This is a genomic window from Mycobacterium neumannii (genome assembly GCF_048452905.1).
GTDB classification, from domain to species: domain Bacteria; phylum Actinomycetota; class Actinomycetes; order Mycobacteriales; family Mycobacteriaceae; genus Mycobacterium; species Mycobacterium neumannii_B.
The window spans coordinates 634367-660813 of sequence record NZ_JBCGVF010000003.1 but is presented as its reverse complement, the minus strand read 5'-3'; the positions used below and the strand labels follow the sequence as shown (position 1 = coordinate 660813).

26 protein-coding genes and 1 other RNA gene are annotated in these 26447 nt (G+C 65.5%); 15 read left to right on the top strand and 12 right to left on the bottom strand.

The window, feature by feature from the left end; genetic code table 11:
* Positions 1–6 precede the first annotated feature (6 nt).
* The gene (locus AAHH99_RS09445) at positions 7–1170 is read right to left on the bottom strand and encodes an acyl-CoA dehydrogenase (RefSeq protein ID WP_418768417.1); all 1164 of its coding nucleotides are present in this window, start codon (positions 1168–1170) and stop codon (positions 7–9) included.
* 132 nt (positions 1171–1302) lie between these two features.
* A complete protein-coding gene (locus AAHH99_RS09440; protein WP_418768416.1) occupies positions 1303–1860 on the bottom strand; it encodes a TetR/AcrR family transcriptional regulator in 558 nt (185 codons plus the stop codon).
* 309 nt (positions 1861–2169) lie between these two features.
* Between AAHH99_RS09440 and AAHH99_RS09435 the strand changes: the two genes are divergently transcribed.
* Together AAHH99_RS09435 and AAHH99_RS09430 are read left to right on the top strand one after the other, a co-directional pair.
* Positions 2170–3147: an esterase family protein gene (locus tag AAHH99_RS09435; protein WP_418768415.1), complete on the top strand. Its 978-nt coding sequence runs from the start codon at positions 2170–2172 to the stop codon at positions 3145–3147.
* 90 nt (positions 3148–3237) lie between these two features.
* Entirely contained in the window at positions 3238–4236 is a 999-nt protein-coding gene (locus AAHH99_RS09430) for an acryloyl-CoA reductase (protein WP_418768414.1), read from the top strand.
* A 98-nt stretch (positions 4237–4334) separates the two neighbouring features.
* Here AAHH99_RS09430 and AAHH99_RS09425 read toward each other — a convergent pair whose 3' ends face one another.
* The 3 genes from AAHH99_RS09425 to hisN form a co-directional block, all read right to left on the bottom strand.
* Positions 4335–5549: an acyl-CoA dehydrogenase family protein gene (locus AAHH99_RS09425; protein ID WP_418768413.1), complete on the bottom strand. Its 1215-nt coding sequence runs from the start codon at positions 5547–5549 to the stop codon at positions 4335–4337.
* A gap of 30 nt (positions 5550–5579) precedes the next feature.
* The gene (locus AAHH99_RS09420) at positions 5580–6971 is read right to left on the bottom strand and encodes an acyl-CoA dehydrogenase family protein (RefSeq protein ID WP_418768412.1); all 1392 of its coding nucleotides are present in this window, start codon (positions 6969–6971) and stop codon (positions 5580–5582) included.
* A gap of 110 nt (positions 6972–7081) precedes the next feature.
* On the bottom strand, positions 7082–7867 hold the full coding sequence (hisN, locus tag AAHH99_RS09415; RefSeq protein WP_418768411.1) for a histidinol-phosphatase: 786 nt from the start codon (positions 7865–7867) through the stop codon (positions 7082–7084).
* A 35-nt stretch (positions 7868–7902) separates the two neighbouring features.
* On the opposite strand from hisN, the gene AAHH99_RS09410 reads away from it, so the two are divergent.
* Positions 7903–8259, top strand: coding sequence for a hypothetical protein (locus AAHH99_RS09410; RefSeq protein ID WP_418768410.1), 357 nt, complete (start codon positions 7903–7905; stop codon positions 8257–8259).
* Positions 8260–8291: 32 nt separating this feature from the next.
* Here AAHH99_RS09410 and AAHH99_RS09405 read toward each other — a convergent pair whose 3' ends face one another.
* Positions 8292–9656, bottom strand: a complete 1365-nt coding sequence (locus tag AAHH99_RS09405) for an FAD-dependent oxidoreductase (RefSeq protein ID WP_418768409.1) — start codon at positions 9654–9656, stop codon at positions 8292–8294.
* 163 nt (positions 9657–9819) lie between these two features.
* Between AAHH99_RS09405 and prfB the strand changes: the two genes are divergently transcribed.
* The 12 genes from prfB to AAHH99_RS09345 all read left to right on the top strand — a co-directional run bounded on the left by prfB (position 9820) and on the right by AAHH99_RS09345 (position 21032).
* On the top strand, positions 9820–10926 hold the full coding sequence (gene prfB, locus AAHH99_RS09400; RefSeq protein ID WP_418768408.1) for a peptide chain release factor 2: 1107 nt from the start codon (positions 9820–9822) through the stop codon (positions 10924–10926).
* Positions 10919–11896: a mechanosensitive ion channel family protein gene (locus AAHH99_RS09395; RefSeq protein ID WP_418768407.1), complete on the top strand. Its 978-nt coding sequence runs from the start codon at positions 10919–10921 to the stop codon at positions 11894–11896. Before prfB ends, AAHH99_RS09395 begins: the two co-directional genes overlap by 8 nt.
* Positions 11893–12297, top strand: coding sequence for a hypothetical protein (locus AAHH99_RS09390; RefSeq protein ID WP_418768406.1), 405 nt, complete (start codon positions 11893–11895; stop codon positions 12295–12297). The genes AAHH99_RS09395 and AAHH99_RS09390 overlap by 4 nt, the downstream gene beginning before the upstream one ends.
* A gap of 36 nt (positions 12298–12333) precedes the next feature.
* The gene (ftsE, locus tag AAHH99_RS09385) at positions 12334–13023 is read left to right on the top strand and encodes a cell division ATP-binding protein FtsE (RefSeq protein ID WP_418769573.1); all 690 of its coding nucleotides are present in this window, start codon (positions 12334–12336) and stop codon (positions 13021–13023) included.
* Entirely contained in the window at positions 13023–13919 is an 897-nt protein-coding gene (gene ftsX, locus AAHH99_RS09380) for a permease-like cell division protein FtsX (RefSeq protein WP_418768405.1), read from the top strand. Before ftsE ends, ftsX begins: the two co-directional genes overlap by 1 nt.
* A gap of 2 nt (positions 13920–13921) precedes the next feature.
* Positions 13922–14428 (top strand): SsrA-binding protein SmpB, encoded by a 507-nt coding sequence (gene smpB / locus AAHH99_RS09375; protein WP_064394403.1) that lies wholly within the window; start codon positions 13922–13924, stop codon positions 14426–14428.
* Positions 14425–15270 (top strand): EamA family transporter, encoded by an 846-nt coding sequence (locus AAHH99_RS09370; RefSeq protein ID WP_418769572.1) that lies wholly within the window; start codon positions 14425–14427, stop codon positions 15268–15270. Before smpB ends, AAHH99_RS09370 begins: the two co-directional genes overlap by 4 nt.
* A gap of 118 nt (positions 15271–15388) precedes the next feature.
* On the top strand, positions 15389–17653 hold the full coding sequence (locus AAHH99_RS09365) for a putative bifunctional diguanylate cyclase/phosphodiesterase (protein ID WP_418768404.1): 2265 nt from the start codon (positions 15389–15391) through the stop codon (positions 17651–17653).
* A 34-nt stretch (positions 17654–17687) separates the two neighbouring features.
* Positions 17688–18533 (top strand): maleylpyruvate isomerase family mycothiol-dependent enzyme, encoded by an 846-nt coding sequence (locus AAHH99_RS09360; RefSeq protein WP_418768403.1) that lies wholly within the window; start codon positions 17688–17690, stop codon positions 18531–18533.
* 112 nt (positions 18534–18645) lie between these two features.
* Positions 18646–19015: a transfer-messenger RNA gene (ssrA, locus tag AAHH99_RS09355) on the top strand.
* Between the two features lie 173 nt (positions 19016–19188).
* Positions 19189–19827, top strand: coding sequence for a TetR/AcrR family transcriptional regulator (locus AAHH99_RS09350; protein WP_418768402.1), 639 nt, complete (start codon positions 19189–19191; stop codon positions 19825–19827).
* 8 nt (positions 19828–19835) lie between these two features.
* Positions 19836–21032, top strand: a complete 1197-nt coding sequence (locus AAHH99_RS09345; RefSeq protein ID WP_418768401.1) for a cytochrome P450 — start codon at positions 19836–19838, stop codon at positions 21030–21032.
* 23 nt (positions 21033–21055) lie between these two features.
* Here the strand turns inward: AAHH99_RS09345 and AAHH99_RS09340 are convergent, their stop codons facing one another.
* The 6 genes from AAHH99_RS09340 to AAHH99_RS09315 form a co-directional block, all read right to left on the bottom strand.
* Positions 21056–21880, bottom strand: a complete 825-nt coding sequence (locus tag AAHH99_RS09340; protein ID WP_418769571.1) for a hypothetical protein — start codon at positions 21878–21880, stop codon at positions 21056–21058.
* Positions 21874–22479, bottom strand: coding sequence for a TetR/AcrR family transcriptional regulator (locus tag AAHH99_RS09335; RefSeq protein WP_418768400.1), 606 nt, complete (start codon positions 22477–22479; stop codon positions 21874–21876). Before AAHH99_RS09335 ends, AAHH99_RS09340 begins: the two co-directional genes overlap by 7 nt.
* Before the next feature lie 81 nt (positions 22480–22560).
* Positions 22561–23418 carry a mycofactocin-coupled SDR family oxidoreductase gene (locus tag AAHH99_RS09330; protein ID WP_067387167.1) on the bottom strand — a complete coding sequence of 286 codons (858 nt, stop codon included), beginning with the start codon at positions 23416–23418 and terminating at the stop codon, positions 22561–22563.
* 166 nt (positions 23419–23584) lie between these two features.
* Positions 23585–24865 carry a DUF427 domain-containing protein gene (locus AAHH99_RS09325; protein WP_418768399.1) on the bottom strand — a complete coding sequence of 427 codons (1281 nt, stop codon included), beginning with the start codon at positions 24863–24865 and terminating at the stop codon, positions 23585–23587.
* On the bottom strand, positions 24862–25620 hold the full coding sequence (locus AAHH99_RS09320) for an SDR family oxidoreductase (protein ID WP_064412608.1): 759 nt from the start codon (positions 25618–25620) through the stop codon (positions 24862–24864). Before AAHH99_RS09320 ends, AAHH99_RS09325 begins: the two co-directional genes overlap by 4 nt.
* An 86-nt stretch (positions 25621–25706) precedes the next feature.
* Positions 25707–26318, bottom strand: a complete 612-nt coding sequence (locus AAHH99_RS09315) for a TetR/AcrR family transcriptional regulator (RefSeq protein WP_064412609.1) — start codon at positions 26316–26318, stop codon at positions 25707–25709.
* Positions 26319–26447: the final 129 nt, after the last annotated feature.

The window sequence follows — 26447 nt, the reverse complement described above, 5'->3', positions numbered from 1 at the left end:
CTCCGATCACACCATCGCGGTTCGTGACACTTTCATTCCCAATCTCAGGGCTCCTGCGAGCTCTCGGCTCGTGTCGTAGTCGAAGACCACGTGCCCGGCCACCACGTCGACGTCGCGCTTGATCCGTTGCAGCGGGTTGTCGACGAAATGCGCGCTGGCACCCGACGCCTCGAGCAACAGCCCGATCACGTGTCGTGACTCGTGGACGATGTGCGCCGCGGCCATGCGGGCCGCCCCGCGCACCGGTCTGGGTACCGCATCACCGGCGGCGACGATGGCCTCGATCTCTGCGATGGTGTCGGCCAGAAGGCCGCGCAGCGCCCGCAGGCGCACCTCCGCCTCTCCGAGGCGGGCCTGCGCGATCGGCTTGTCCTTCTGCATGACGCCCTCGTAGGCCAGCACCCGTTCCGACAACCTCTCGGCGTAGATCTCGGCGACACGTTCGGCGCCGCCCAGCGCCGGCATCGCCGCCAACAGCGCCAGGGCGGGCACCATCGGCCAGCGGTAGGTGTCGGCGTCGTGCAGCGCCGCGCCGGGCGCGGTACCGGTGTAGATGTCGACGACGCGGACCAGACGGTGTTCCGGGACGAACGCGTCGCTGATCACGACGTCGTTGGAGCCGGTGGCGCGCATCCCGTCGGTGTGCCACACGTCCTCGATCACGACGTCTTCGATGGGCAGCAGCGCAAGCGCCGGGAAGATCGCGTCGTCGGGGCCACACAGCGCCCCGACCATGATCCAGTTGCCGTGCATCACGCCGGTGGCCCACGACCAGCGCCCGCTTAGCCGTATGCCGCCGTCGGTGGGCAGCCCTCGACCCGTCGGCGCCAGGGGAGCGGGCGCGAGAAACGGACGGGCCGCGAACGCCTCTTCCTGGGCCTGCTCGTCGAACAACGCCAGGATCCAGTTGTGCAGGACATAGAAGCCGATGGTCCACGCGCTCGACGCGCAGCCGTGTGCCATTCGCCGGACCGGATCGAAGATCGCCGGCAGCGGTGCCTGCATGCCGCCGTATCGCGCGGGCACCAGCAGATCGGTGAGCCCCGATGCGGTCAGTTCGTCGACCGTCGCCTCCGGCAACTGGCGCAGCCGCTCGGCCTCCGGTGCCCGCTCGGCGAGCCGACCGACGAAATCGGCGTCGACAAGGGGGAGAGCCGGAGCGGTCGTCATGGCCCGAACGCTACCATACTTTTTTGTATGGAACGTCCCGTCGTAGAGCAGCCGAGCGGGCATGTCTGCACCCGAAACGCCGCCGAAACCCGACGTCATCTGCACGCTCGTCGCGCACCGAGCGTGCGCGAACTACCGCGTGAGCATGATGTCGAGAAACCGTTCCCGCCGCGCCGCAGCCTTGCTACTGGCTTTAGCGCCGGACAGATGCAGGAAGCCGATCCCCGCCGCGAAGGTGGCGTTCGCACGCAGATCGGCCTCCTCGGGGTCGAAGCCGTCCTCGATGAACGCCTGGCGCACCGCCTCGAGAACCCGCCGATCCGACGCCCGTACCCCCGCGGCGACCTCTTCGTCGGTTCGCGCCCACTCCCGCATCGCCCGTTCCAGCGTCCGATGCCGGGCGTCCACCAGCGCACTCATCATTAGCGAGAGCCGCTCGCGCGGCGGCAGGTCGCTCAGCGCCGCAAAATGGCGCCGATCGTCGTCGCGCACCTCGCCCCACGCCCGGACAAGCGCGGATCGATAGCCGGCCATATCGGGGAAATGCCAGTAGAAGCTGCCTTTGGTGGCGCCGACGCGCTCGCACAGCGCGTCCAGCTTGAGCGCCTTGATGCCCAGCTCGGCGAGAATCTCGTATCCGGCCTGAATCCAGTCGTCGACCGACAGTCGCGGCGTGCGGGCCGGTGCCATGACGGCAGCCTACGGGTGCCGCGATCGGCCCACCGATGCCCGGTCGAAGCCGTTTCCGACCGTCGTGTCAGTGGTAATTTGCTCGCAAAATCCGGCGCGCCACACGGCCCTGGGTTTCTCCTGCGCTGATCATCATGTTTTACTGCACACGCGACAACTGAAATTTCTCGGTCCGCTCGACGGCCCCGGGCTCAGTCGAGCGGGCATGACAACGCAGTGCACACATTGCTGCGGTGTCGATGGCGATCGCTCGATCGCAGACGGAACGGCCTCCAAAGTGGCAAACCGGAAGATGGATGGACTTGCAGTATGAGCTTGATTGACAAGATTCGCGGCCCATGGGCGCGGCGCTTCGCGGTGGCGGCCATCGCGGCGGCCCTGCTACCGGGATTCGTGAGCCTGGCCGGCCAGTCAGCCACCGCTGGGGCGTTCTCCCGGCCCGGCCTGCCCGTTGAGTACCTGATGGTGCCGTCGCCGTCGATGGGACGCGACATCAAGGTGCAGTTCCAGAAGGGCACCGGCTCCAAGGCGGTGTACCTGCTCGACGGACTGCGTGCTCGCGACGACTACAACGGCTGGGACCTGGAGACCCAGGCATTCGAGTGGTTCTACGAGACGCCGCTGTCGCTGGTCCTGCCGGTCGGCGGCCAGTCGAGCTTCTACTCCGACTGGTATGCGCCGGCGTGCGGTAAGGCCGGATGCCAGACCTACAAGTGGGAGACGTTCCTGACCAGCGAGCTGCCGCAATGGCTGTCCGCCAACAGGGGCGTGTCGACGACGGGCAACGCTGCGGTCGGCCTCTCGATGTCGGGTAACTCCGCGCTGATCCTGTCGGTGTACCACCCCGACCAGTTCATCTATGCCGGAGCACTGTCGGCGTTCCTCAACCCGTCCGAGGGCCAGTGGCCGTTCCTGATCAACATGGCCATGGGTGATGCGGGCGGTTTCGACGCCAACGACATGTGGGGCCGCACCGAGGACCCCAACAGCGCGTGGAAGCGCAACGACCCGATGGTGCAGATCCCACAGATCGTCGCCAACGGCACACGGATCTGGATCTACTGCGGTAACGGCACGCCCAACGAGCTCGGTGGCGCCAACCTGCCCGCCGAGTTCCTCGAGGGCCTGACCATCCGCACGAACATCACGTTCCGTGACAACTACATCGCCGCGGGCGGCACCAACGGTGTGTTCAACTTCCCGCCGTACGGCACGCACAGCTGGGAGTACTGGGGTGCTCAGTTGCAGGAGATGAAGCCTGACCTGATCTCGCATCTCGGTTCGTAAGACAACTCAGGAGTCCCCGGACGCGACACGCGTCCGGGGACTCTTGCGTTCCCCGGCTTTGCGCATGGGCCCAGGTGAACAATGGGCGTCATGAGCGCAGTCAACGCCTTGGTCGCACATCAGGACGCCGAAGGAGGAATCGCCCTCCGACACGAAATCGTCGACGACACTTTCCTGCCTGAGGGTGACGTCACGGTCTCCGTCGAGTACTCGGGGATCAACTACAAGGACGCCCTGGCCGTGACGCCCAAAGGCGGTGTGGCCCGGTCGTATCCGCTCATCCCGGGCATCGACGCGGCCGGCACGGTCACGGCGTCGTCATCATCGCAGTTTGCCGTCGGTGACCGGGTCGTCGCCCATGGGTACGACATCGGCACCGGCAGGCACGGCGGCTACGCCGACACCGCCCGGTTACCGGCCGACTACCTGGTCAAGCTCGACGGGTTGACGACGGGAGAGGCCGCCGCTATCGGCACAGCCGGCTTCACCGCGGCCATGAGCGTCAACGCAATTCGCGACCACGGTGTGCGACCGCAGGACGGGCCGGTACTGGTCACCGGTGCGACCGGAGGCGTCGGAAGCATCAGCGTCGACCTGCTGGCGGGTCTGGGCTATGAGGTGATCGCATCCACCGGGAAGGCCGAGGCGCACGACTATCTCATGGGCCTGGGCGCCTACCAGGTGATCGGACGCCTGCCCGAGCAGGGGGAGAAGGTCCGTCCGCTGGGTAAGTCGAAATGGGCCGGCGTCGTCGACAGCGTCGGGGGCGACACCCTCGCATACGCGCTGAGCACCCTCAATTACGCGGGTGTGGCGGCAATCTCGGGGTTGGCCAGGTCCGCCGACCTTCCCACGACCGTGATGCCGTTCATTCTGCGCGGCGTCACCCTGGCGGGCATCGACTCCGTACAGCTCGCGATCGGGCCGCGGCGCGAGATCTGGAAGCAGATCGAGGGCGAGCTCAAGCCGAAGCATCTCAACGAAATCACCAAGGACGTCCCGGTGCTCGAGGCGCCGCACACCTTGCGCACGATCATCGGCGGCGGCGTCACCGGCCGCACCCGTGTGGTCGTGCACGACGGGTTCTAGGGGGTTCGGCTGCCAGCGCTGCCACCAAATGTGAATCCCGCGACGCCTTTTCGGCGGCTTCCGTCGCCAGGTTCACAAACGACGGGTTCGAGAGGACGCTACTTAAGTTCGGCCGACGACAAGCCGAGCAGCCGGCGCGCCACCACCAACAGCTGAATCTGCTGGGTGCCCTCGAAGATGTCGAGGATCTTGCTGTCGCGGGCCCACTTCTCCAGCAGGGCGACCTCCGAGTACCCGACCGTGCCGGCCAGTTCGACCGCCTTCAGCGTGATGTCGCTGGCCACCCGGCCGGCCTTCGCCTTGCCCATCGACGCTTCCTTCGAGTTCGGAATGTCGTTGTCGGCCTGCCACGCCGAGCGGACCATCAGCAGATACGCCGCCTCCCAATCGGATTCCATTCGCAGGAATTCCGCCGCAGGTGCGCTCTGCGCGTGCGACGGTTTGTCGTAGGAGATCTCGATGCCGGCCTCGGTGAGGATCTTGCGCAGCTCCTCGAGGGCGGCGCGGGCAATGCCGACGGCCATCGCGGCGACCACGGGCCGAGTGTTGTCGAAGGTCTCCATGACCCCGGCAAAGCCCTTCTCCACGTGAATCTCCGGGCTACCCAACAAGTTGTCCTTGGGGATCCGGGCATTGTCGAACCGGATCACCGCGGTGTCGGAGGCCTTGATGCCGAGCTTGTCCTCGAGTCGCTCGACTGTCACCCCGGGATGTTCACGCGGAACGATGAACGACTTGATCGCCGCGCGGCCCAGCGACTTGTCGAGCGTCGCCCACACCACGATGTGGGTGGCGCGGGATCCGGCCGTGACAAAAATCTTCTCGCCGTTGATCACGTACTCGTCGCCGTCCAGCCTCGCCGTCGTCGACACCGCCGCTGAATCGGAGCCGAAGTCCGGTTCGGTGATCGCCATCGCGGCCCACACGTCCTTGCCCAACCGCTCCAGCTGTTCGGGCGTGGCCACGCTGGAGATCGCCGCGTTACCGAGCCCTTGGCGCGGCACCGACAGCATCAAAGCCACGTCGCCCCAACTGATCTCCATCACGTTGAGCACGGCCGACATGTTCGCGCCGTTGTGGTTGGCGTCCCTGGGCTCGTCGCCGCCCGCGAACGCCTCGGCGCCTGCGAACGCGAACGCCTTCGCGTCCTGGATGCCCTCGAACAGGGTGGCCAGGGTGTCCAGCTCCACCGGGTACTCGTGCTCGCGCAGATCCCACTTGCGAGAGATCGGACGCAGCATCTCCGCTGCCCCCTGATGGGCCTTCTCGATGACCGCCTCGAGCTTGCGCGGCAGCTCCAAATTGATTGCCATGATTCGACTTCCGCTCTAAGGGATAACGGCTTAAATAACTACAACACCCTCGGCGACGCCGATGGCGCGCAGATCGCGATACCACCGCTCGACGGGATGTTCCTTGGTGTAGCCGTGGCCGCCGAGCAGCTGCACACCGTCCAGGCCGATCTGCATGCCCTTGTCGGCGCCCAGCCGTTTGGCCAGCGCGGCCTCGCGGGCGAACGGCAGACCCTGATCGGCTCGCGACGCGCCGCGCCACGTGATCAAGCGCAGACCGTCGAACTCGATCGCGATGTTGGCGCACATGAACGCGACCGCCTGGCGGTGCGCGATCGGTTCACCGAACGCCTTCCGTTCCTTGACATACGGGACGACGTAGTCGAGCACCGCGTGGGCGGTGCCGACGGCGAGCGCCGCCCAGCCGAGCCGCGACAGCGCGAGCGCCTCCGAGTAGTCCTCGTCAGTTGCGCCGTCCTCGCCGAGGCGCGCCGACAGCGGCACCCTGACCCCGTCGAGTGCGACCTGGCCGATCGCGGCTCCGCGGATACCCATACCCGGGTCGGGCGTTATGCTCAAACCCTTCGACGACGACTCGACGATGAATAGCGCGGGCTTGCCGTTGAGTTGCGCTCCGACGATGAACAGTTCGGCATTGGCGGCGGCCGGCACAAGCGACTTGACGCCGTCGAGGCGATACCCGCTCGGGGTGCGGACCGCGGTGGTCTTCAACGCGGTGGGATCGAACAGCGCTCGCGGTTCGGCGATCGCCACGCAGGACTGCGGAACATTCTCGCCCGCAAACTCTTTCAGATAGATGGCCTGCTGATCGGCGCTGCCCCAGTGCGTGAGCGCCGACGCGACACCCGCGGGCGCCAGGATGGGCAACGCGAGGCCCATGTCGCCGTACGCCAGTGCCTCGGCGACCAACACATTGGTGACGGCTGCGCGGTGCGCGGCGATGCCCTCGAAGTCCTCGGGAACGTTGATCGCGGTGATGCCGAGTTCGGATGCCTTCGCCACGAGGTCGACGGGGTAGTCGGCGGACTCGTCGGCCTCGCGCGCCGCGGGACGGATGACCTCCTCGGCGAACTCACTGACCGTCTCGACGATCATCTGCTGTTCGTCGTCGGGGGTGAGGTCGAAGTAATCCGAACCGCTCTTCTTCAGTCGCGTCGGTCCGCTCTGGTTACCCGACACCCGCTTGAACTGCCTGCTGGCCGCGCCCGCGAACGAGAACACCTGCTTGACGCCGTACTTCAATCCTCGGTTGAGCGGATCGCGCAGGTTGTAGCGGTCCAGGAACTCCTGGCCGACCAGGGGAGTGACCAGCGCCAGACCGAGATCGGTCGCCGACCGCTTGTGCTTCTTCAGGCCGACTGCGCTTTCTTTGTCGCTTCGCTTCGACTTGGATCCGTTTTTCGACGGCAGGGCTCTACTCATTTCGACTGCCTCGCTTCGATTTGTTACGTCCGAACTCGTCGAACTGACTCCAGAGTAAGGTATCGGAACTGACTCATCGGTAAGTTGTTGTCGAACTCACAGCTCAGTTGTCACAAGCGGCGCAGCACCGCGTCGTGCAGCAGTCCGTTGGTCGCGACCGCGCTGCCGCCGTGCGGCCCCGCCGCACCTGCGAGGTTGGTGAAGCGGCCGCCGGCTTCGCGCACCAGCACGTCGAGCGGCGCCAGGTCCCACGTCGAGACTTCGGGCTCCAGCGCGATGTCGACGGCCCCCTCCGCGACCAGGCAGTAGTTGTAGAAGTCGCCGTAGCCGCGCACCCGCCACACCGCGTCGGTCAGCGCGACGAATCGGTCGCGGATACCGCGGTCGGCCCACCCCGACAGGCTGGAGAACGCCAGGCTCGCCGAGCCGAGGTCCTGAACCTTCGACACGCTCAGCCGTCGCTCCGGCTGCCCGGACACCTGCGCGTACGCACCCCGTCCGGACACCGCCCACCACCGTCGGTGCAGCGCGGGGGCGCTCACCACGCCGAGGACGGGTACGCCGTCGCGCAGCAACGCGATCAGCGTCGCCCACACCGGTACCCCGCGGACGAAGTTCTTGGTGCCGTCGATCGGGTCGACCACCCACTGCCTGCCCACGAACTCCTTCGTGCCGCCGAACTCCTCGCCGAACACCGAATCGGCCGGGCGCTGCTCGCCGAGTCGTTCCCGGATCATCGATTCGACTTCGAGGTCGGCATCGGTGGCCGGCGTCAGGTCGGGTTTGGTCTCGACGACGAGGTCGACCGCGCCGAAGCGGGCCATGGTCCGAGCATCGGCTTCGTCGGCAAGGGTAAGCGCCAGCGTCAGATCGTCGGCCTCGGAAGTTGCGCTCACCTCGGGATCCATGACTGTCGTCCTACCATGTCGGGATGTGGGAATTCGCGGTGATACTGCTGCTGGTCGGTGCGCTGGTGCTGCTGGCCCGACCGATGCTGATGCGCCGTCGCGGCACACCGACTGACTGGCCGTCGGGTCAACTGCTGGTCACCGGGGTCAGCCCGCGGCCAGCCGAGGTCACCGGGCCGCAGTACGTGACGATCACCGGCGTCATCAACGGCCCCACGGTCAACGAGCATGTCGTCTACCAACGGCTCGAGGTCGACGTCGACGACTGGCCGACGATGGGCCAACTGTTTCCCGTCGTCTACTCGCCGAAGAACCCGGACAACTGGCGATTCGCGCCGCAGGCCCCGCCACCCGAGGCGCCGCCACCGCCCTACTCCTGAGGTTTCAAGCGTGGTGTACGACGAGCCGATGCTCAGCCGTGCCCGATCCTCAACATCGCGGCCACGGTGGTCAGCTTCACGCGCGGGCGCCCGTGCGGTTCACCTGCTGACCGCTCGTACTCGTCGATCAGCCGCCAGTGGTCGTCAGTGATCACCTTCGGCTGCCGTTCGACCAGCCATTCGGCCAGCCGCCGCGAATGGTCCTCGGCGAAGTCGGCGAGTTGCGCAGCCGACAGGTCGGCGATCAGCGTATCCACGGTCTCCTGCGAATCGCTCTTGTTGCTGCCGATGACGCCCGTCGGGCCACGCTTGATCCAGCCGACGACGTATTCGTTGCGGCTGCCTTCGACGCGCCCGTGGTTGTGCGGGATCGTGCCGCTGCGCTCGTCGAACGGCAGGCCGGGCGTCGGAACACCGCGATAGCCGACGGCGCGCACCACGAGCTGGGCCGGCACCTCCTCGCGTTCACCGGTGTCCTTGGCCACGATGCGGCCGTTCTCCTCGACAAGCTCGTTGCGGCCGAGCACGATCGATTCGACGCGACCGTCTCCCTTGATCTCGATCGGGGAGGTGCGGAAACGGAAGATGATGCGACGCTTGGCGTTCTTCGGCGTCTGTTCCCCATAGCCGCGCAGCACCTTGATGTTGTTGCGCACGGTCTTGCCCGCCGCTTCGAGGTCGTCGTCGGTGATGTCGGCGAAGTCGGCGGGATCGATGATGACGTCGACGTCGCCGAGCCCCTCGAGGTGCCCGAGCTCGCGCAACTCCAACGTGGTGAACGGCGCCTGCAACGGCCCCCGTCTCCCGATGACGAGGACCTCCTCCACCCCACGGTCGTGCAGTGACTTCAACGCGTGGTCGGCAATGTCCGTCGCGGCCAGCACGTCGGGATCGGTGACGAGAATTCGCGCCACGTCCAAAGCGACGTTGCCGTTGCCGATCACGACGGCGCGACCGCTGGAGATGTCGGGTGCGATCTCCTCGAAATGCGGGTGGGCGTTGTACCAGCCCACGAAATCGACGGCGGCGACGCTGCCGGGCAGGTCCTCACCGGGAATCCCCAGCGCCCGGTCGGATTGGGCGCCGACGGCGTAGATCACCGCGTCGTACTGTTCGGACAACTCGGCGGGGTGCACGTGCTCGCCGACCGCGACGTTGCCGAAGAAGCGGAATCGCGGATCCAACGCGGTCTTCTCGAACTGGGCGCTGATCGACTTGATCTTCGGATGGTCGGGGGCCACGCCCGAGCGCACCAGACCCCACGGGGTCGGCAACATCTCGAGCATGTCGACGCGCACGTCGGAGTCGTCCTGGGAATCGGCGAACTTGAGTAACGACGCCGCGGCAAAGTAACCCGAAGGCCCTGAGCCGACGATCGCCACGTGATAGGGGCGCATGGACACCTTTTGTCGAAGCTTCCTTCTCGCTGCCCGGCCTCGCGCAAGGGGCTGTCGCGTCGGGGCCGGCTGGTTACGCATCCGATGCTAGAACGCGGACGGGCCTCGTTGCCGCCAGTCGCGAGAACCGGCGCGTGTCGGCTCACGGGTAACCTGAACTCCCGTGGATCCTGACCGTCAAGCCGACCTCGCTGCCCTCGACTCGACCCTGACCACGGTGGAGCGGGTACTCGACGTCGAAGGCCTGCGCGGTCGCATCGAGAAGCTCGAGCACGAGGCCTCCGACCCGAACCTGTGGGACGACCAGACGCGCGCTCAAAAGGTCACCAGTGAGCTGTCGCACACGCAGGGCGAGCTGCGGCGCGTCGAGGAACTCCGGCAGCGCCTCGACGACCTGCCGGTGATGTACGAACTGGCCACCGAAGACGGCAGCGAGGAAGAACTCGCGGAAGCCGACGCCGAGCGGGCCAAGCTGCGCGAGGACATCGAGGCGATGGAGGTTCGCACGCTGCTGTCCGGCGAGTACGACGAGCGCGAGGCCGTCGTCACGATCCGCTCGGGCGCTGGCGGGGTGGACGCCGCGGACTGGGCCGAGATGTTGATGCGCATGTACATCCGCTGGGCCGAACAGCACGACTATCCCGTGGAAGTCTTTGACATCTCGTACGCCGAAGAGGCGGGGATCAAGAGCGCGACGTTCGCGGTGCACGCGCCGTTCGCCTACGGCACCCTGTCGGTCGAGCAGGGCACCCACCGCCTGGTGCGCATCAGCCCGTTCGACAACCAGAGTCGCAGGCAGACGTCGTTCGCCGACGTCGAAGTGCTGCCGGTGGTGGAGACCACCGACCACATCGACATCCCGGAAAGCGATGTGCGCGTCGACGTCTACCGCTCCAGTGGCCCCGGTGGCCAGTCGGTCAACACCACCGACTCGGCGGTCCGGCTGACCCACATCCCGACAGGCATCGTGGTGACCTGTCAGAACGAGAAGTCGCAGTTGCAGAATAAGGTTTCCGCGATGCGGGTCTTGCAAGCAAAGTTGTTGGAACGCAAGCGTTTAGAAGAGCGCGCCGAGATGGATGCCCTCAAGGGCGACGGCGGCAGCTCGTGGGGCAACCAGATGCGGTCCTACGTGCTACACCCCTACCAGATGGTCAAGGATCTTCGCACCGAGTACGAGGTCGGCAACCCCGCCGCGGTACTGGACGGCGACCTCGACGGGTTCCTCGAGGCGGGCATTCGCTGGCGCAAGAGTCAAGATGATGAATGACAGTCTGATCGCTTTGTCCCTGGGGGAGCGCTGGGAAGGTTTCTGGAAGGGCAACATCGGCAACTGGATCCTCGACCGCGGTGTGACGATCGCGCTGCTGTTGATCGGCGGACTGCTCGCAGCGCGGTTCATCAACTGGGCGGCACAGCGGATCGTGAGCCGCATCGACGCCGAATACCTGGAAAGCGATCAGCTGGTGCGTTCCGAGAGCGCCAAGCACCGGCAGGCCGTCGCCTCGGTGATCTCGTGGGTCACGGTCGCCTTGTTGTTCATCATCGTGGCGGTGCAGATCACCGACACGCTCGCGATCCCGATCGGGTCGCTGGTCGCGCCCGCCGCGGTGCTGGGCGCCGCGCTGGGCTTCGGTGCGCAGAAAGTGGTCCAGGACCTGCTGGCCGGCTTCTTCATCATCACCGAAAAGCAGTACGGCTTCGGCGATCTGGTGCAGCTCAGCATGGTCGGTGCACCCGAGGAGTCGCTCGGAACGGTCGAAGAGGTGACGTTGCGGGTGACCAAACTGCGCACCGCCGAAGGTGAGATGTACACCATTCCCAACGGCAACATCGTTCGATCGCTCAACCTGTCGAAGGACTGGGCGCGCGCCGTCATCGACATTCCCGTGCCGACGGGGTCGGACCTCAACGAGGTCAACGAGCTGCTGCACACCGTCGCGCGCAACGCGACAGACGATCCGCAACTCAGCGCACTCATGCTCGACGCGCCCCAACTGATGGGTGTCGAGAGCATCGGGCTCGAGACGGTGAACCTGCGGATGGTCGCGCGCACACTTCCCGGTAAGCAGTTCGAAGTCGGCCGGCGCATCCGCGTGTTGGTGATCGCCGAGCTACGCCGCGCCGGGATCGTGTCACCGACCGACAGTGTGACACCGATGGTGGGCGCCATCGTCCACCCGGCGACAGACGGCGGCGCCGGGAATCAGACGCAGGGCTCGGCGGAGCAGAAGAAGTGAGGAACTGGCTGAGCGCCCGTTTCGGCCGGATGCGGTTGTCGACGGTGGTGCTCATCGCGGCGTTCGTGGCGCTGTTCTGGGTGAACCAGACGTTCGAGCCCAAGCCCCCCGAGCCGCCCCTGCCCGCTCCGGCAGTGGTCCCGCCGGGGTTTGTGCCGGACCCGAACTACACCTGGGTGCCGCGTACCAACGTGCGTCGGACCACCCCGACCATCACGACCACCACGGCGACTCCGCCGACGACCACGACGACGAGCCCGACCGAGACCACGCCGACCAGCCCGACGACGCCGACGACGCCGGTGATCGGGCCCGAGGAGGCACCCACAACGACGGATACGCCGCTGGTGCCCCCGGTTCCGCAATTGCTGCCACCACCGACGACGACTCCGCCCAGCTAGGGCGGCACTGTTTCACCGCTACACTGGCGACCCGTGATGATCACCCTCAACAACGTGACCAAGCAGTACAAGACGTCAGCGCGGCCCGCGCTCGACAACGTCTCGGTCAAGATCGACAAGGGTGAGTTCGTCTTCCTCATCGGCCCGTCGGGTTCGGGCAAGTCGACGTTCATGCGACTGCTCCTGGCCGAGGAGACTCCGACCCACGGCGACATCCAGGTGTCGAAGTTCCACGTCAACAAGCTGCCGGGGCGCCACATCCCCAGCCTGCGCCAGGTGATCGGCTGCGTGTTCCAGGACTTCCGGTTGCTGCAGCAGAAGACCGTCTTCGAGAACGTCGCATTCGCCCTCGAGGTCATCGGCAAACGCGCCGAGACCATCAACCGGGTGGTGCCCGACGTGCTGGAAATGGTCGGCCTGTCGGGCAAGGCCAACCGGTTGCCCGCCGAACTGTCCGGTGGCGAACAGCAGCGCGTCGCGATCGCCCGCGCATTCGTCAACCGGCCGCTGGTGCTGCTCGCCGACGAGCCCACCGGCAACCTGGACCCGGAGACCAGCAAGGACATCATGGATCTGCTCGAGCGGATCAACCGCACCGGGACCACGGTGTTGATGGCCACCCACGACCACCACATCGTCGACTCCATGCGCCAGCGGGTCGTCGAACTCGAACTCGGCCGGCTGATTCGCGACGAGCAGCGCGGCGTCTACGGAATGGATCGCTAGTGCGCTTCGGCTTCCTGATCAACGAGGTCCTCACCGGATTTCGTCGCAACGTCACCATGACCGTGGCGATGATCCTGACAACCGCCATCTCGATCGGCCTGTTCGGCGGCGGCCTTCTCGTCGTCCGGCTGGCCGATCAGTCCCGCAACATCTACCTGGACCGCGTCGAAAGCCAGGTCTTCTTGACCAACGACGTCTCGGCCAACGACCCGTCGTGTGACGCCGATCCGTGCAAGGCGCTGCGCCAGCAGATCGAGGACCGCGACGACGTGCGCTCGGTGCGGTTCCTCAACCGCGACGAAGCCTACGAGGACGCGATCACGAAGTTCCCGCAATACAAGGACGTCGCGGGCCGTGACGCGTTTCCGGCATCGTTCATCGTCAAGCTCGATGACCCCGAGCAGCACAAGGAATTCGACGAGGCGATGGTCGGGCAGCCCGGCGTACTCAACGTGCTCAACCAGAAGGAGCTGATCGACCGACTGTTTGCGGTCCTCGACGGCATCAGCAACGCCGCGTTCGCGGTCGCGTTGGTTCAGGCGGTCGGCGCGGTCCTGTTGATAGCCAACATGGTCCAAGTCGCGGCGTACACCAGACGCACCGAGATCGGAATCATGCGCCTGGTCGGGGCCAGCCGCTGGTACACCCAGTTGCCATTCCTCGTGGAGGCGATGCTTGCGGCCTTGATCGGTGTGGTCATCGCGATCGTCGGGTTGATAGTGGTGCGGGCGCTGTTCTTGGAGAACGCGTTGAACCAGTTCTATCAAGCGAATCTGATCGCCAAGGTCGACTACGCCGACGTGTTGTACTTCAGCGCTCCGCTGATGCTGTTCTTGGGGTTGGCGATGTCGGGTATCACCGCTTACGTGACACTGCGGCTTTACATACGAAGGTAGCCATGGCAAAACAGGGCGCCAAGAAAGCCGACCCGTCCCGGTCCAGTAACAACAAGGTCGTCGCGACCAATCGCAAAGCACGACACAACTATTCGATCCTGGAGACGTTCGAGGCGGGTATCCAGCTCGTCGGCACGGAGGTGAAGAGCCTGCGCGATGGACAGGCGTCGCTGGCCGACGCCTTCGCCACCGTCGACGACGGCGAGGTGTGGCTGCGCAACCTGCACATCCCCGAGTATCACCACGGCAGCTGGACCAATCACGTGCCGCGGCGCAACCGGAAACTGTTGTTGCACCGCAAACAGATCGATCAATTGATCGGCCGCATCCGCGACGGCAACCTCACGCTCGTGCCGTTGTCCCTGTACTTCACCGACGGGAAGGTGAAGGTGGAACTGGCGCTCGCCCGCGGTAAGGAGGCCCGCGACAAGCGGCAGGACCTGGCGCGTCGTGACGCGCAGCGCGAGATCACCCGCGAGCTGGGGCGCCGCGCCAAGGGCATGACCTGATCGGAGTCGCGCTCGCGCTGGCGTCGGCGCTGGGCTATGGCATCAGCGACTTCGTCGGCGGGCTGGCCTCGCGCCGCGTCGCCGCGTTGCGCGTGGTGCTGGTCTCCTATCCGATCGCGTTGGTGGTGCTTGCGGTACTGGCGGTTCCGATCGGCGGGGACGTCTCGCAGGGCGCAGTGGTCTGGGGCCTGTTGTGCGGGGTCGCGCAGGCGTTCGGCGTGTGGTGGTTCTACGCCGCCTTGGGTTCGGGTCCGATCTCGGTGGTCTCCCCGCTGACCGCGATCCTGGTGGCCGGCATCCCGGTGGGTGTCGGGCTGGCGCTGGGGGAGCGGCCCGGGCTGATCGCCGGCGTGGGCGTGGTGCTGGCGTTGGTGGCAGTGGTGCTGGTCAGCCGGGAGGCGTCCGACGAGGACGTCACGGAGCACAGGTTCACCCCGACGGTGGCGTGGTTGACGGTCGGCTCGGGCGTGGCGTTCGGGTTGAATTTCGTGCTGATCGATCAGGCTCCGGTGGACGCAAAGTTGTGGCCGCTGGTGTTCGCCCGCGCATCGGCGACGGCGCTGGTGATCCTCGTCGCGCTGCTGGGCCGTAACCTGCGACCGCCGTCGGGCACACCGCTGAGGTTGGCGGTGCTCGCGGCATTCATCGACGTCGGCGCGAACATCGCGATGCTGCTGGCGCTTCAGGCGGCGCTGCTGTCGCTGGCGGGCGTGCTGATGTCGCTGTACCCGGCAGCGACGGTGTTGCTCGCGATCGTGGTGCTGCGCGAGCGGGTGACACGCTGGCAGGCGCTCGGCATGGTGTTGGCGCTGGCTGCGGTGGCCATGATCGCCGCAGGCTGAAAGACGCGCGTATTTGGGCCGAGCCGACATAAGCACTTCGTTGAATAAGGCATCATGACGTCGGAAAGGCGGGGAAGGCGTGTTGCTCAGGGGTCATCGTTGGCGTTACGGCGTCGTCGTGGCCCTGCTTCTCTTAGTCGCGGTGAATGCGCTGGCGCCGTGGGGATACGAGCGCGCCGAGGCGGGGATGATCGCGGTGCAGGCGATCCTCGGTGCCGTGATCGTTGTCCGCGGCTTCGTGGTTGCTCGGAAGGTCGACGGCACAGCTCGATGGTGGCGGGTCCTTATCGCAGCCTCGTGCTTGAGCTGGCTCATCGGTGAGCTGCTGTGGTGGACGGGCGGAGGCTCCGACGACGGTCGAGTGGCCGGTGGGAGGGAGACCGTGGCGTATCTACTCCCCGCGGTGCTCATCTTCTCGGCAGTGGTCGTGTTGGGGCGGGTGGGCCTCGGGCGCACCAACACCCCCGACCCGGTGCACCAGTACTCGCTCGTCGCCTCCGTGCTCGACGCGATCGTGGCGGCCATCTCGTTTTCGCTGCTGTCCTACATGGCCGGATATGGTGCACTGGCCGCAGCGGCGTTCCCTCGGTCGGACAATCCGCCCATCCTGGTCACGTATTCGCTGCTCCAGTTGTGCGCGGTGGTGGCGGGGGTCTTCTTCGCCAGTCTCTATCGGCCAGGCCGGCCATATCGAGCGGACTGCCTGCTGTTGACCGGCGGTGTCATGTTGCTCGCGTCCGCCGACCGGATGGTGGCCTACTTCCGGACCGTCGGCGTGCAGAACGGTGACTTGTGGGGCGGCGGCGCGTTCATCATCGGGCTAATACTCGTGATCTACGCGCTCGCCACACCGACGCCGCAGTCAGAAGCCGCAGCGCAAAGCAGCGATCGGGTTATGGACTGGGTGCAGTTGATCTTGCCGTTCGCCGGATTCGCTGGAATCGCAATGCTTTACGGCTACCACGTGATGATCGGCGAAGAGCTCGACGGGGTGCTGGTCGTCGGAGCGGTGGTGATGGTGCTGCTCGTCGCCACGCGCCAGGTCTTCGCGATGCGCGCGCAGCACCGGTTGACGCTGCGGCTGTTCGACGCCCAGCACCGGCTCGCGCACCAGGTCCATCACGACGCGTTGACAGGGCTGCCGAACAGGCTGCTGTTCGGCAAGGAACTCGAAACCGCCGCAACCAGAGGCGGTTTCGTGCTGATCTTCGTCGACCTCGACGACTTCAAGGTCGTCAACGACCGGTTCGGCCACGCGGGCGGTGACGAGCTGCTGCGTGCCGTGGGCGAACGCCTCCGTCGATGCGTGCGAGATACGGACACCCTGGCACGCATCGGCGGTGACGAGTTCGCGATTCTGATCAACAGCGACGTGGCCGCGCCTGAAGTCGTCGCCGACCGCGTTCGGGCGGCGCTTCGGGAGCCGTTCGCGGTGCACGGCTCGAGCGTGCGGGTCCGCGCGAGTATGGGCCTGGTGCGGCCGCATGCCGGTGACGACAGCCAGACCCCGGACGACCTGCTGCGTAAGGCCGACCACTCGATGTATGAGGGCAAACGCCTAGGAAAGGACATCGCCGTCGTCTACCCGTCGATGATCGGCCGGGCAGTGGACTTTCCCACCGCGTTACGTCACGCCGACGGCGATCCGCCGGCCGGGTTCAGCCTCGTCTATCAACCCATCGTTCGGCTACCGGAGGAGGCTCCGGTCGCCATCGAGGCGCTGGCGAGGTGGACCGCACCCGACGGCACGCAGATACCGCCCGAGACGTTCGTGGCCGCCGCCGAGGCCGCGGGGCTCGGCGATGCCTTCGACGCGATGGTGCTCGACCAGAGTTGCCGGGAAGTCACCGCGGCCGGTTCGGGTATCGATTTGCAGGTCAACATCGGGGCGGGACGCTTGCGCGACGGCGGATTCCGCGACGTGGTGGCCGGGACGCTGGCGCGCTACGGCATGGAACCCAGCCGGCTGACGTTGGAGATCACCGAGACCGTGCCGGTCGTCGATCTCGACGAGGCGGCCGCTCAAATACGGCGGCTCAGGGCTATTGGCGTCAAGGTGGCCCTGGACGATTTCGGTGCCGGGTACAACTCGCTGACCTATCTGCACGCGTTACCCATCCAGATCGTCAAACTGGACCGCAGCCTGTTGGCCGGACCCGAACCCGCTCAGGCCGCCACGCTGTACCGATCCGTGATCGCGGTGTGCGATCCGTTGGGCCTGGAAGTGATCGCCGAGGGCATCGAGACGGTCGAGCAGGCCGAGATGGTGTTCCTCGCGGGCTGCTCGCTGGCTCAGGGGTATCTGTTCGGGTCGCCCACCGCGATCACCGATCTGCCGCCGAACCTCATGCCGCCGACACACCGTAGCGTCGCGGGTTCCTAGCACGGTCGTCGGTGACGAGCGGTACGGTCGGGCGGTGAGCAGCCCCTCGCGTCCGGTCACCAAGCTCGACAAGACTGCGGTCCTCGATGCCTTGTTCGCCGAATGGCACACGATCGGTGACCTGTTGGCGGGCCTGGGCGAATCCGACTGGGGAACCGCGACGTCGCTGCCCGGGTGGACGGTGCACGACGTGACGGCGCACATGGTCGGCACGGAGTCGATGTTGGCGGGCATGGACATGCCGCAGCCGGATGTGGACGTGTCGCTGTTCGAGCACGTGCGCAACGACATCGGTGTGCTCAACGAGCGGTGGGTGCTCGAGTTGCGGACGATCAGCGGTGCAGAGTTGAGGGACCGTTTCCAGGCCATCACCGCCGAGCGTCGTGCGGCGCTGACCGCGATGGGTGACGACGAGTGGAACCAGGTGACCGCGACGCCGGCCGGCCCGGACAGCTACGGCCGGTTCATGCGGGTCCGGATTTTCGATTGCTGGATGCACGAGCACGACATCCGCGATGCGCTGGGGCGGCCGACGTCCGACCCGACCGGCGCGCCCGCGGTGTTAGCGCTCGACGAGATGGCGGCCAGTATGGGCTTTGTGGTCGGCAAGCTGGGAGGGGCGCCCGGCGGGTCTCGGGTGTCGATCGTGCTGACGGGACCGCTGGGCAGGACGATCAACGTCGCGGTCGAGGGCCGCGGCAAGGTCGTCGAGGACTTCGGCGACGAGGAACCGACGGCGACGATCACGCTCGATGCGCTGCTGTTCGCGCGGCTGACCGGTGGGCGGGTCGCGTTGGCCCAGCATGCCGGCGACATCGCCTTCGGCGGCGACGAGGAGGTCGGCAAGCGTGTCGTCGATCACCTCAACTACGTGATCTGACCAGCGTTAACGGGTGACCGCGGGCATAAATACGTGGTGTCGGGTGTTGTAGGTCGCGTAAGATGAAATGTCCTGCCGTAGATCGGCGGGCGCGTTGTTAGACAACTACACAGGGGCTGAACGGTTTCGACTTCGAGTGTCGAATCAAGGGAAGCGTGCCGGTGCAGGCAAGAGACCACCGTTAAGCGTCGTTGCAACCAATTAAGCGCCGATTCCAATCAGCGCGACTACGCTCTCGCTGCCTAAGCGACAGCTAGTCTGTCAGCCCGGGAGAGCCCTCGACCCGGTGTCTGGCATCAGCTAGAGGGATAAACCGGTGAGTTCGGTCGCGGGACTCATCGGGACATCAAACAGCGACTGGGATCGTCATCCTGACTTGTTCGCGTGATCAGGAGATCCGAGTAGAGGCATAGCGAACTGCGCACGGAGAAGCCTTGAGGGAACGCCGTAGGACCCGGGTTCGATTCCCGGCAGCTCCACTTCGAGAATGGAAGGGCCAGAGCGTATTTCGCTCTGGCCTCTTTCGTTGCGGCCGCATTTTGCCGCCACACCCCCAAGAAACGCGCCCAGATCGCCGGCGTCGACGTGTCGTAGAAGCCAGTTCCATAATTACGGAACGCTTGATTTCCGGAACCATCTGGTTCAGTATCTAGTGATGGCAATCACCGCCGCGTCGGCGCACGTGCGGGCCGTTCGCCGAGCGCCTCGGCGCGGACGCCCGCGCGACGACCGGTTGGACGCCGTGATCGTCGAGGCCACGATCGCCGAGGTCGGAGCCAAGGGGTGGGCAGGCGCAACAGTCGAGGGAATCGCAGCACGTGCAGGAGTCGGTCGAGGCTCGATCTACCGCCGGTGGGCCAGCAAGCAGGAGCTCTTCCAACACGCCGCAGCAGCGGTCACGCGCCCTTCCGAAGACGTGGACACCGGCTCGTTCGCCGACGATCTTCTCACCGCCGCGCTGCGGATGGCGGACACTCTGACCCAACCGGAGATCGCGGCACTCCTTCCCCCTCTTCTCGCGGAGGCCGCGAACGACGGCGCCATTCGTGAGACATTGAAGTCCTTTGTCGCACAATCGCGTCGGCAGGCGATCGGCGCGGTCGAACGAGCACGTCAGCGCGGGGAAATCCTGAGGTCGACAGACGCTGAGATGCTCGTCGACATGCTCGCAGGTGCGCTCGTCTACCGAAGGCTGCTTCTCGGCGCGACCACAGACGCGGCGGACATACGCGCGCTGGTCCGCCAAGTCGTCCGGAGCTGCTCAGCACGCACCAGCACCGAGGAGGATGCATGACCCGGACATTGGACGTCGACCTCACCGATCCGCTGCTGTACACGAACGGATTTCCGCACGACGTCTTCACCGAGTTGCGCCGTCACGGGCCGGTCCACCTTCACCCCGCAGCGGAGGGACGCCCAGGCATACCTCCGATCCCGTTCTGGTCAATCGTCACGCACCCAGAGATCCAACAAGCCAATCGCGACTGGAAGACGTTCGCGGCCACCGACGGCCCGCTCCTGGGACCCGATCCGTTGATGCCGACCGGGCGCACCCTGCTCAGCTCGGATCCGCCCGAACAGACCGAGATGCGCAAGATCATCTCGGCGGAATTCACGCCGCGCATGATCGGCAGACTCGAGCAGCGCATAGGCGAGCGCGCTGCCCAGATACTTAATGCAGTGGCAGATGGCACGTGCGACTTCGTGCATGATGTCGCGTATCAGGTGCCGATGCACTTGGTCGCAGACATCGTCGGCATCCCAGAATCCGATCGCTCATGGGTGTTCGAGCGCACCGATCATCTCCTCAAGTCGGGTAATCCGTACAGCGAGTACTCCGCAGACGATCGTGCCGGGTACCTGACGGAATTATTTGACTACGCGCAGCGCATCACCAAGGACAAGCGTGCGAACCCGGCGGACGATGTGTGGACCAAGCTGGCCGCCCGGCTCGACGGGTTCGAGTTGGAGATGTTCTTTCTCATCCTGTCCTTCGCGGGGAGCGAGACGACCCGCAACGCGCTGTCATTGGGACTCATCGCACTATTTCAAAACCCAGATCAGATGTTGGAGTTGCGATCGAATCAGAGTCTGCTCGGCACTGCCGCCGACGAAGTTCTACGTTGGTCGAGCCCGGTGCTGATCTTCGGCCGGACCGCAACCACAGACGTCACCATCGGTGGCCAGAATGTGAAGGCGGGCGACCGCGTGGTGTTCTGGCACCCGTCGGGGAACAGAGACGAAACCGTTTTCGACGATCCCTTCCGGTTCGACATTCACCGATCTCCCAACCCGCACTTGGCCTTTGGCGGGGGAGGCGTGCACTATTGCATGGGCGCGAACCTCGCCCATAAGGAGATCGAGGTGGTGCTCTGGTCTCTGGCGGCCGGCTACGACATCGAGTTGGCAGGTCCGCCGGTGTGGACCGGGGCGGGACCGGTCCACAATGTTGGAATCGGGATCGACTCGCTCCCAGTGAAAATCACGGCACGCGATTGATACCGGTCGCCTCAGCGGCCGCGTTACGGGTGTGCAGCGAGGAACGTTCTGTGCGGCAGGCCGGCCGAGAGCGCCTCGACGTCGAACGGCCGGTCCAGCAGGGCGTGCAATTGCTCGCGGTCGACGAGCTGACTGATCTCAGCGGTCTGGTGGGCGAAGAGCCGGCCCAGGTAGGGATAGAGCCGACGCATGATCGCTCGTTCGGCGGCGGTGCAGGTGGCGGCGCAGTAACCGACGTGCCCGATTTCGTCGGTCAGGATCTCGCGGTACAGGGAGTCAATGCGTGCCGCTACGGCCGGTTCGTCGGCGAACAGTTCGACTCCCACGCGCCGCAATTGATCGAACATCACGCACCCGGCCATCTCACCGGCGCCGACGGCCGCTACCCCCAGTCGCTCGGGCGTGAACACGTTGAGCTTGACGAACTGTCGCATCACAAGCGGAGGCGGCGCCACCTGGAATTGCAGTCCGAAGATGTCGAGAACATACGCGAGAAGCCTGGTGTGGTAGTGCTCCTCGAGTTCGATGTACACGCGCTCGAGCGGCCGGTCCTTCCCGCTGTTGATCCCGTAGGCCTCGCCGAGGCTGACCCCGAAACGCTCGGTCTGATTGAGCTTCGCGGTGGCCAGGACGAAGAGCATCTCCTGGCTGAGGCCGCGTTCCGGCCGACGCCGTTTGAGGTTGGCGTTGAACACATCCGGGTCGATGTGGCGGTTCGACCGAACGGGATTGTTTTCGATGTCGGCGAAGTACTCCTCGCGGTTGGAGAGGCGCCGGTTGAGGGCGTCGGCTTCGCCGTCCCGCTCGATGAGGTAATCCATATATCCGTCGATACCTGTCCTCACAATGCCTCCATTCCGGTCACCATCGTCTTCACGTATTGGTCCAGCAGCTTTCTGCGGGTGCCGGCGGACGCCGCGAGGGTCGTCAGAAGGGCGAACATCCCGTTGAGAAAGATGACGGTCATATCCCGCGGTTGCGCGGATGCTGACAACGCACCCTCATGTTGTGCGCGTGTCAGGACCCCGAGGACATAGTCGGCGAGTGGGTGCTCATCGAGCTGCGCTTCAGCGGGTCGCGTCGAGGAGAACACGAGTCCCAACATCTCGCGAAAGATCGTTTCGCCGAGCCGTCGCTCCGCAACCAAAACCTCGGCGACCGCGTCGGAAAGGGCTGACTCCAGACTCGGTGGAGACGAACGCTTTTCGAGCTCTGCGACGATTCTGGCTTCTTCGCTGTGCTGCAGTTCGGCGAGGACGTGCTCCTTGGTCGGAAAGTGGAAGTAGAACGTCCCCCGCGCGACACCGACTGCGCGCGCGATCGCGCTCACATCAGCGCCTCCCAGCCCCGTCCGACCGATCTCGGCGACCGCGGCGTCGAACAACCGTGCTCGTGTTTCGAGTCGCCGCGCTTCACGCGTACTGACTGCAGCTGCGACGGGCGGCATGGCGATACGATATTCCTGTCACTGACGATCGTCAATGACAGGTGTCAACCAATTTGTACTCGGTTCGCCGATTGGCCCGCGTCAGATACCCAGCTTGAGGCTGGCGCCGGCATCGACAAACAATTGCTGCCCCGTCACATAACGCGATTCGTCCGAGGCGAGGTAGACCACGGCATGCGAGATGTCTTCGGGCTCGACATAGGGGATGGGCATCGCCTGCAGAACGGGAAAGACGAGTTCGGCATCCTCGCGCGACGGGTCCGTCAGATCCGGTCGGAACGTCCGGTACATCGGCAGGTTGTGCAGCATGTCGGTGTTCACGTTGGTCGGGTGGACCGTGTTGATCCGAACCCCGTGTGGCGCCATCGTGAGTGCGAGCGCTTTCGTGTATTCGCGGATCATCTTCTTGGCCATGCCGTACCCCGCACCGCCGGGTCCCTGCGGTCCACCGCCGGTGGCGAGATCCTTCTGCTCGACCAGGCCCGCGATCGATCCGGTGACGATCACGGACCCGCCCGGCCCGAGATGCTCGAGCCCGAGGTGAACCGTATTGACCACGCCCACGAAGTCCACGTCGAACGCGTCGATGAAGCCGCGGTACGGAATGTGGCTGCCCTGTGGGCAGATTCCGGCATTGGCGACGACGATGTGCAAGCCACCGAGTTCGGCGACGGCGTCGTCGAGCACCTTCTTCAGGGTAGGTCGGTCGCGGACATCCACCGCTGCCGTGACGACGCGCCGCCCCGCCTTTTCGACCAGCGTCGCTGTCTCGTCGAGGTCGGCCGGGGTGGCCAACGGATACTCGTTGGAGGGGATGTCTGCGCATATGTCCAGGGCGATGATGTCGGCGCCCTCATCGGCCATGTGTACGGCGTGGCTGCGCCCCTGGCCCCGCGCTGCGCCGGTGATCACTGCCACCTTGCCTGTGAGACGGTTCATTCAGCTCTCCCATGCGCTAGGACGTCGGTCCACCACGCTGGATGATAGAACACAAACTGTAAATCTGTCATACAGCCGACAGGCCTCGCCGTCGAACGGGCGTCAGGGCGCACACCGATGAGAAGGTCGGTACAGCAGTTTTTTTCGCGACCATCGGCACCCAACCTCACATAACGGTCCGTTCGTCGTGGCCCATGGCTTCCGGCCGGGTATGGAATTCACGGACCATCGCCTGGATCGTGTAGGACGCCACCAACCGCCCGCCCTCCGTGAACACGTGGCCGTCACCTTGGACCAGTCCGCGTCCGGCCCAGAACGCGCGGTTGGTATACAGCAGCCAGTCTGTGACGTCCGCATCTTCGTGGAATGCGATTGTGGCCTTCATGATCCCGGTGGACAAGGTGCGATGTGCAAGGACCTCGCCAAACCCTGTGTGCGGCAACATGCCCGCGGCGATCGTCCAATGAGTGCTGGACTGAGCCAACAAGGCGGAATGAAGGTAGGGCCGGTCGGGTGCGTCCCGGAACCGAACCCACGCATTGATCTCCGGCGGTCCCACCCGATCGGGGTTCGAGTCGTACGCGCCGTCTACCACCCGGATCTCGCGACCGGGCATACCGAAGCCTTCGAACGGCTCGGCGTCCGAAGGCTTCGGGACGTCCGGCATCGCCATCGCGTGACCGATGACGTCGCCGGACCCCGAATCGCTAAGCAGAATGGCTGCGCCGCGAAGGGTGTCGTGCTGCGTGGCACGAACTTCGGCGGTCGAGAACGTGCGGCCCTTACGCAGCAGGTCAACGGACAGCTCGACCGGCGCGGTGAAGGAAGCTGCCTTGAGGAAGACCATCGATGCTGATGTGACCCGTTGCTCGGGAAGGGTTTTGGACACCGCGACGATGGCTTCGGCAAGCAGCTGTCCGCCTTCGACGACGTCGCGCTGCGTCGGGCCGTGCGCAGGGCCGACGAAGTGGTTGTCACCGCGCGGTTCCACGTCGATGAGCCGCACCAGCTCGGCGGCATCGCCCCACAGCGGGAATCTCGTGGACACCAACGCCCCGTCGGGCCAGGGCTCCAGGACGACGATGCGCAACCGGTCGTCGTAAAACGAGACGTGGTCGGCGATTCCCGCAACTTCGGGCAGCGGCGTCGGGTAGGCCCACGCGACGTTGTCGATCGATTCGCCAGCGGCCGACAGGCTCCAGTAGGTGGCGCGGCCCTTGAATGGACAAACGGTCGTGTGCGCGCTGGGCTCGAGCAGTTCCCAGCGCACGTCCGCCTCCGGGAAGTACAGCCGGTCGACGTGATCGCTTTCGGTGACCACAAGGCACTTTTCGCTCTCGGCGACGAGCAGGTTCCCGAGCCACACCTGCCCGGTGAAGGGGCTGCGCTCGATGCCGATCCGGTAGTCGGGGTGCGCCGGCCAAGCCGACTCGACTTGTTCGGTCATGAGCGCATCGGCCCCGTCGGTGATTTGAGAACGAGGGACTCCAGGCCGACATCGGGATTGTCGATGGCGCTGGCGAAAGTGCCTGCGAGAACGTCTGCGACAGCGTCGGGCGTCATTCGGCTCTCTTGGACGAGTCCGCGCGCGAGCCATTCGGTGAGCGCTGTGCCGAGCAGGTCGGGGTCGAACTGTGAGGTGAAGTCCGTCGGGACGGTGCCGCTGATCTCCACGCAGCTGAACCGGTATCCCGGCTTCTCCAGACGCCACGAGACCAGGCAGCGCTCCATCGCCGCCTTGCTCGAGGAGTAGGCGCCGAGCGCCGTGTGCGGATGGCGCACCGAATCCGACGACAGCGCAGCGACGATCGCCGTCGGGTCGAGTATAGGAAGATGGGCTCGGATGAGTTCGTGTACGCCGATCACGTTGGTTTCAAACACATCTCGCCAGTCCTCTGCGCCGGTGTCGGAAAACATCTTCAGAGGTGCGTATCCCGACGAGATCAGCAGGATGTCGACTTTGCCCAGCGCCTCACCTGCCACCTCGGCGAGTCGTGCGCAATCGGCAGGGTTGCGCACGTCGACCGCCACCGTCACTCCACGGCCCGCCTCCGCAACCACCTCATCGAGCTTGTCGACGCGGCGCGCGGCGAGGACCACCTCGGCGCCGTCTTTGCCCGCCCGTACGGCGAAGGAGCGCCCGATGCCGGCGGATGCGCCCACCACGACCACCCTCTTGCCGGCTAGCGACAGCTCACCCATGCCACCTCTGCTTTCATGCTCCCGAAGCCTACGGCCCGAAATAGAACATTATTACAGAGTATGTATCACTGTTCGCGATTGAAGGATCAGCGCAGGCCGTTGACGGCGAACTTCTCGACGTAACGACGCACAGTGGTGGGCTTGGACATGTCGAAGGTCTGAGCTTTGTTCACCGTCGAGAATGAGTAGATGATCCTGGCAAGCCATTCACTGGCGGCTTTGACGTCGATGTTCGCCCCGACCTCGCCACGCTCCTGGGCCTCCCGCACGTAGGGTACGAGAAACTCGGTCGTGCGCCGTACAGCCGAATCGCCGTCGGCGATCATGTGCCGCATCAATTCGGCGTCGTCAGCCATCAGGCGGTTCCGCGTCCGATGATCGAGCAGGATTCTGGCGTGGGTTTCTGCCATGGCGCCAAGCTTCTCGGCCAGCGTGGACTTCTTCGCCATCGCTGCCGCGACTTCCTGGTAGAACTTCTGGGCGCCGTACTCGATGGCCGCCTCGATGAGAATCGTGCGGTCCTCGAAGTAGCGGTACACCGTGCCCCGCGACACGTTCGCAACCCGGGCGACATCCTGCACGCTCGTGCGTTGGATCCCCAGTTGCGAGAAGCACAAGTTCGCCGCTTCGAGGATCTGGTCTCGGCGGTCGGACTCCTGCTGCTCGTCGAGCTCGGCCGTGGCCCGCTCAGTCGCCATGTCGCTCCCTCGTCGCTGGGATCAAGCAGTTTTGAACCCTTCTATGCTACGTGACAGCTCGTGTTCAGGCGTTCCGGCGCACCGTCCCGGTGGCAGGCGGAGACGCTCGGCGGATGCTGATCATAGTGA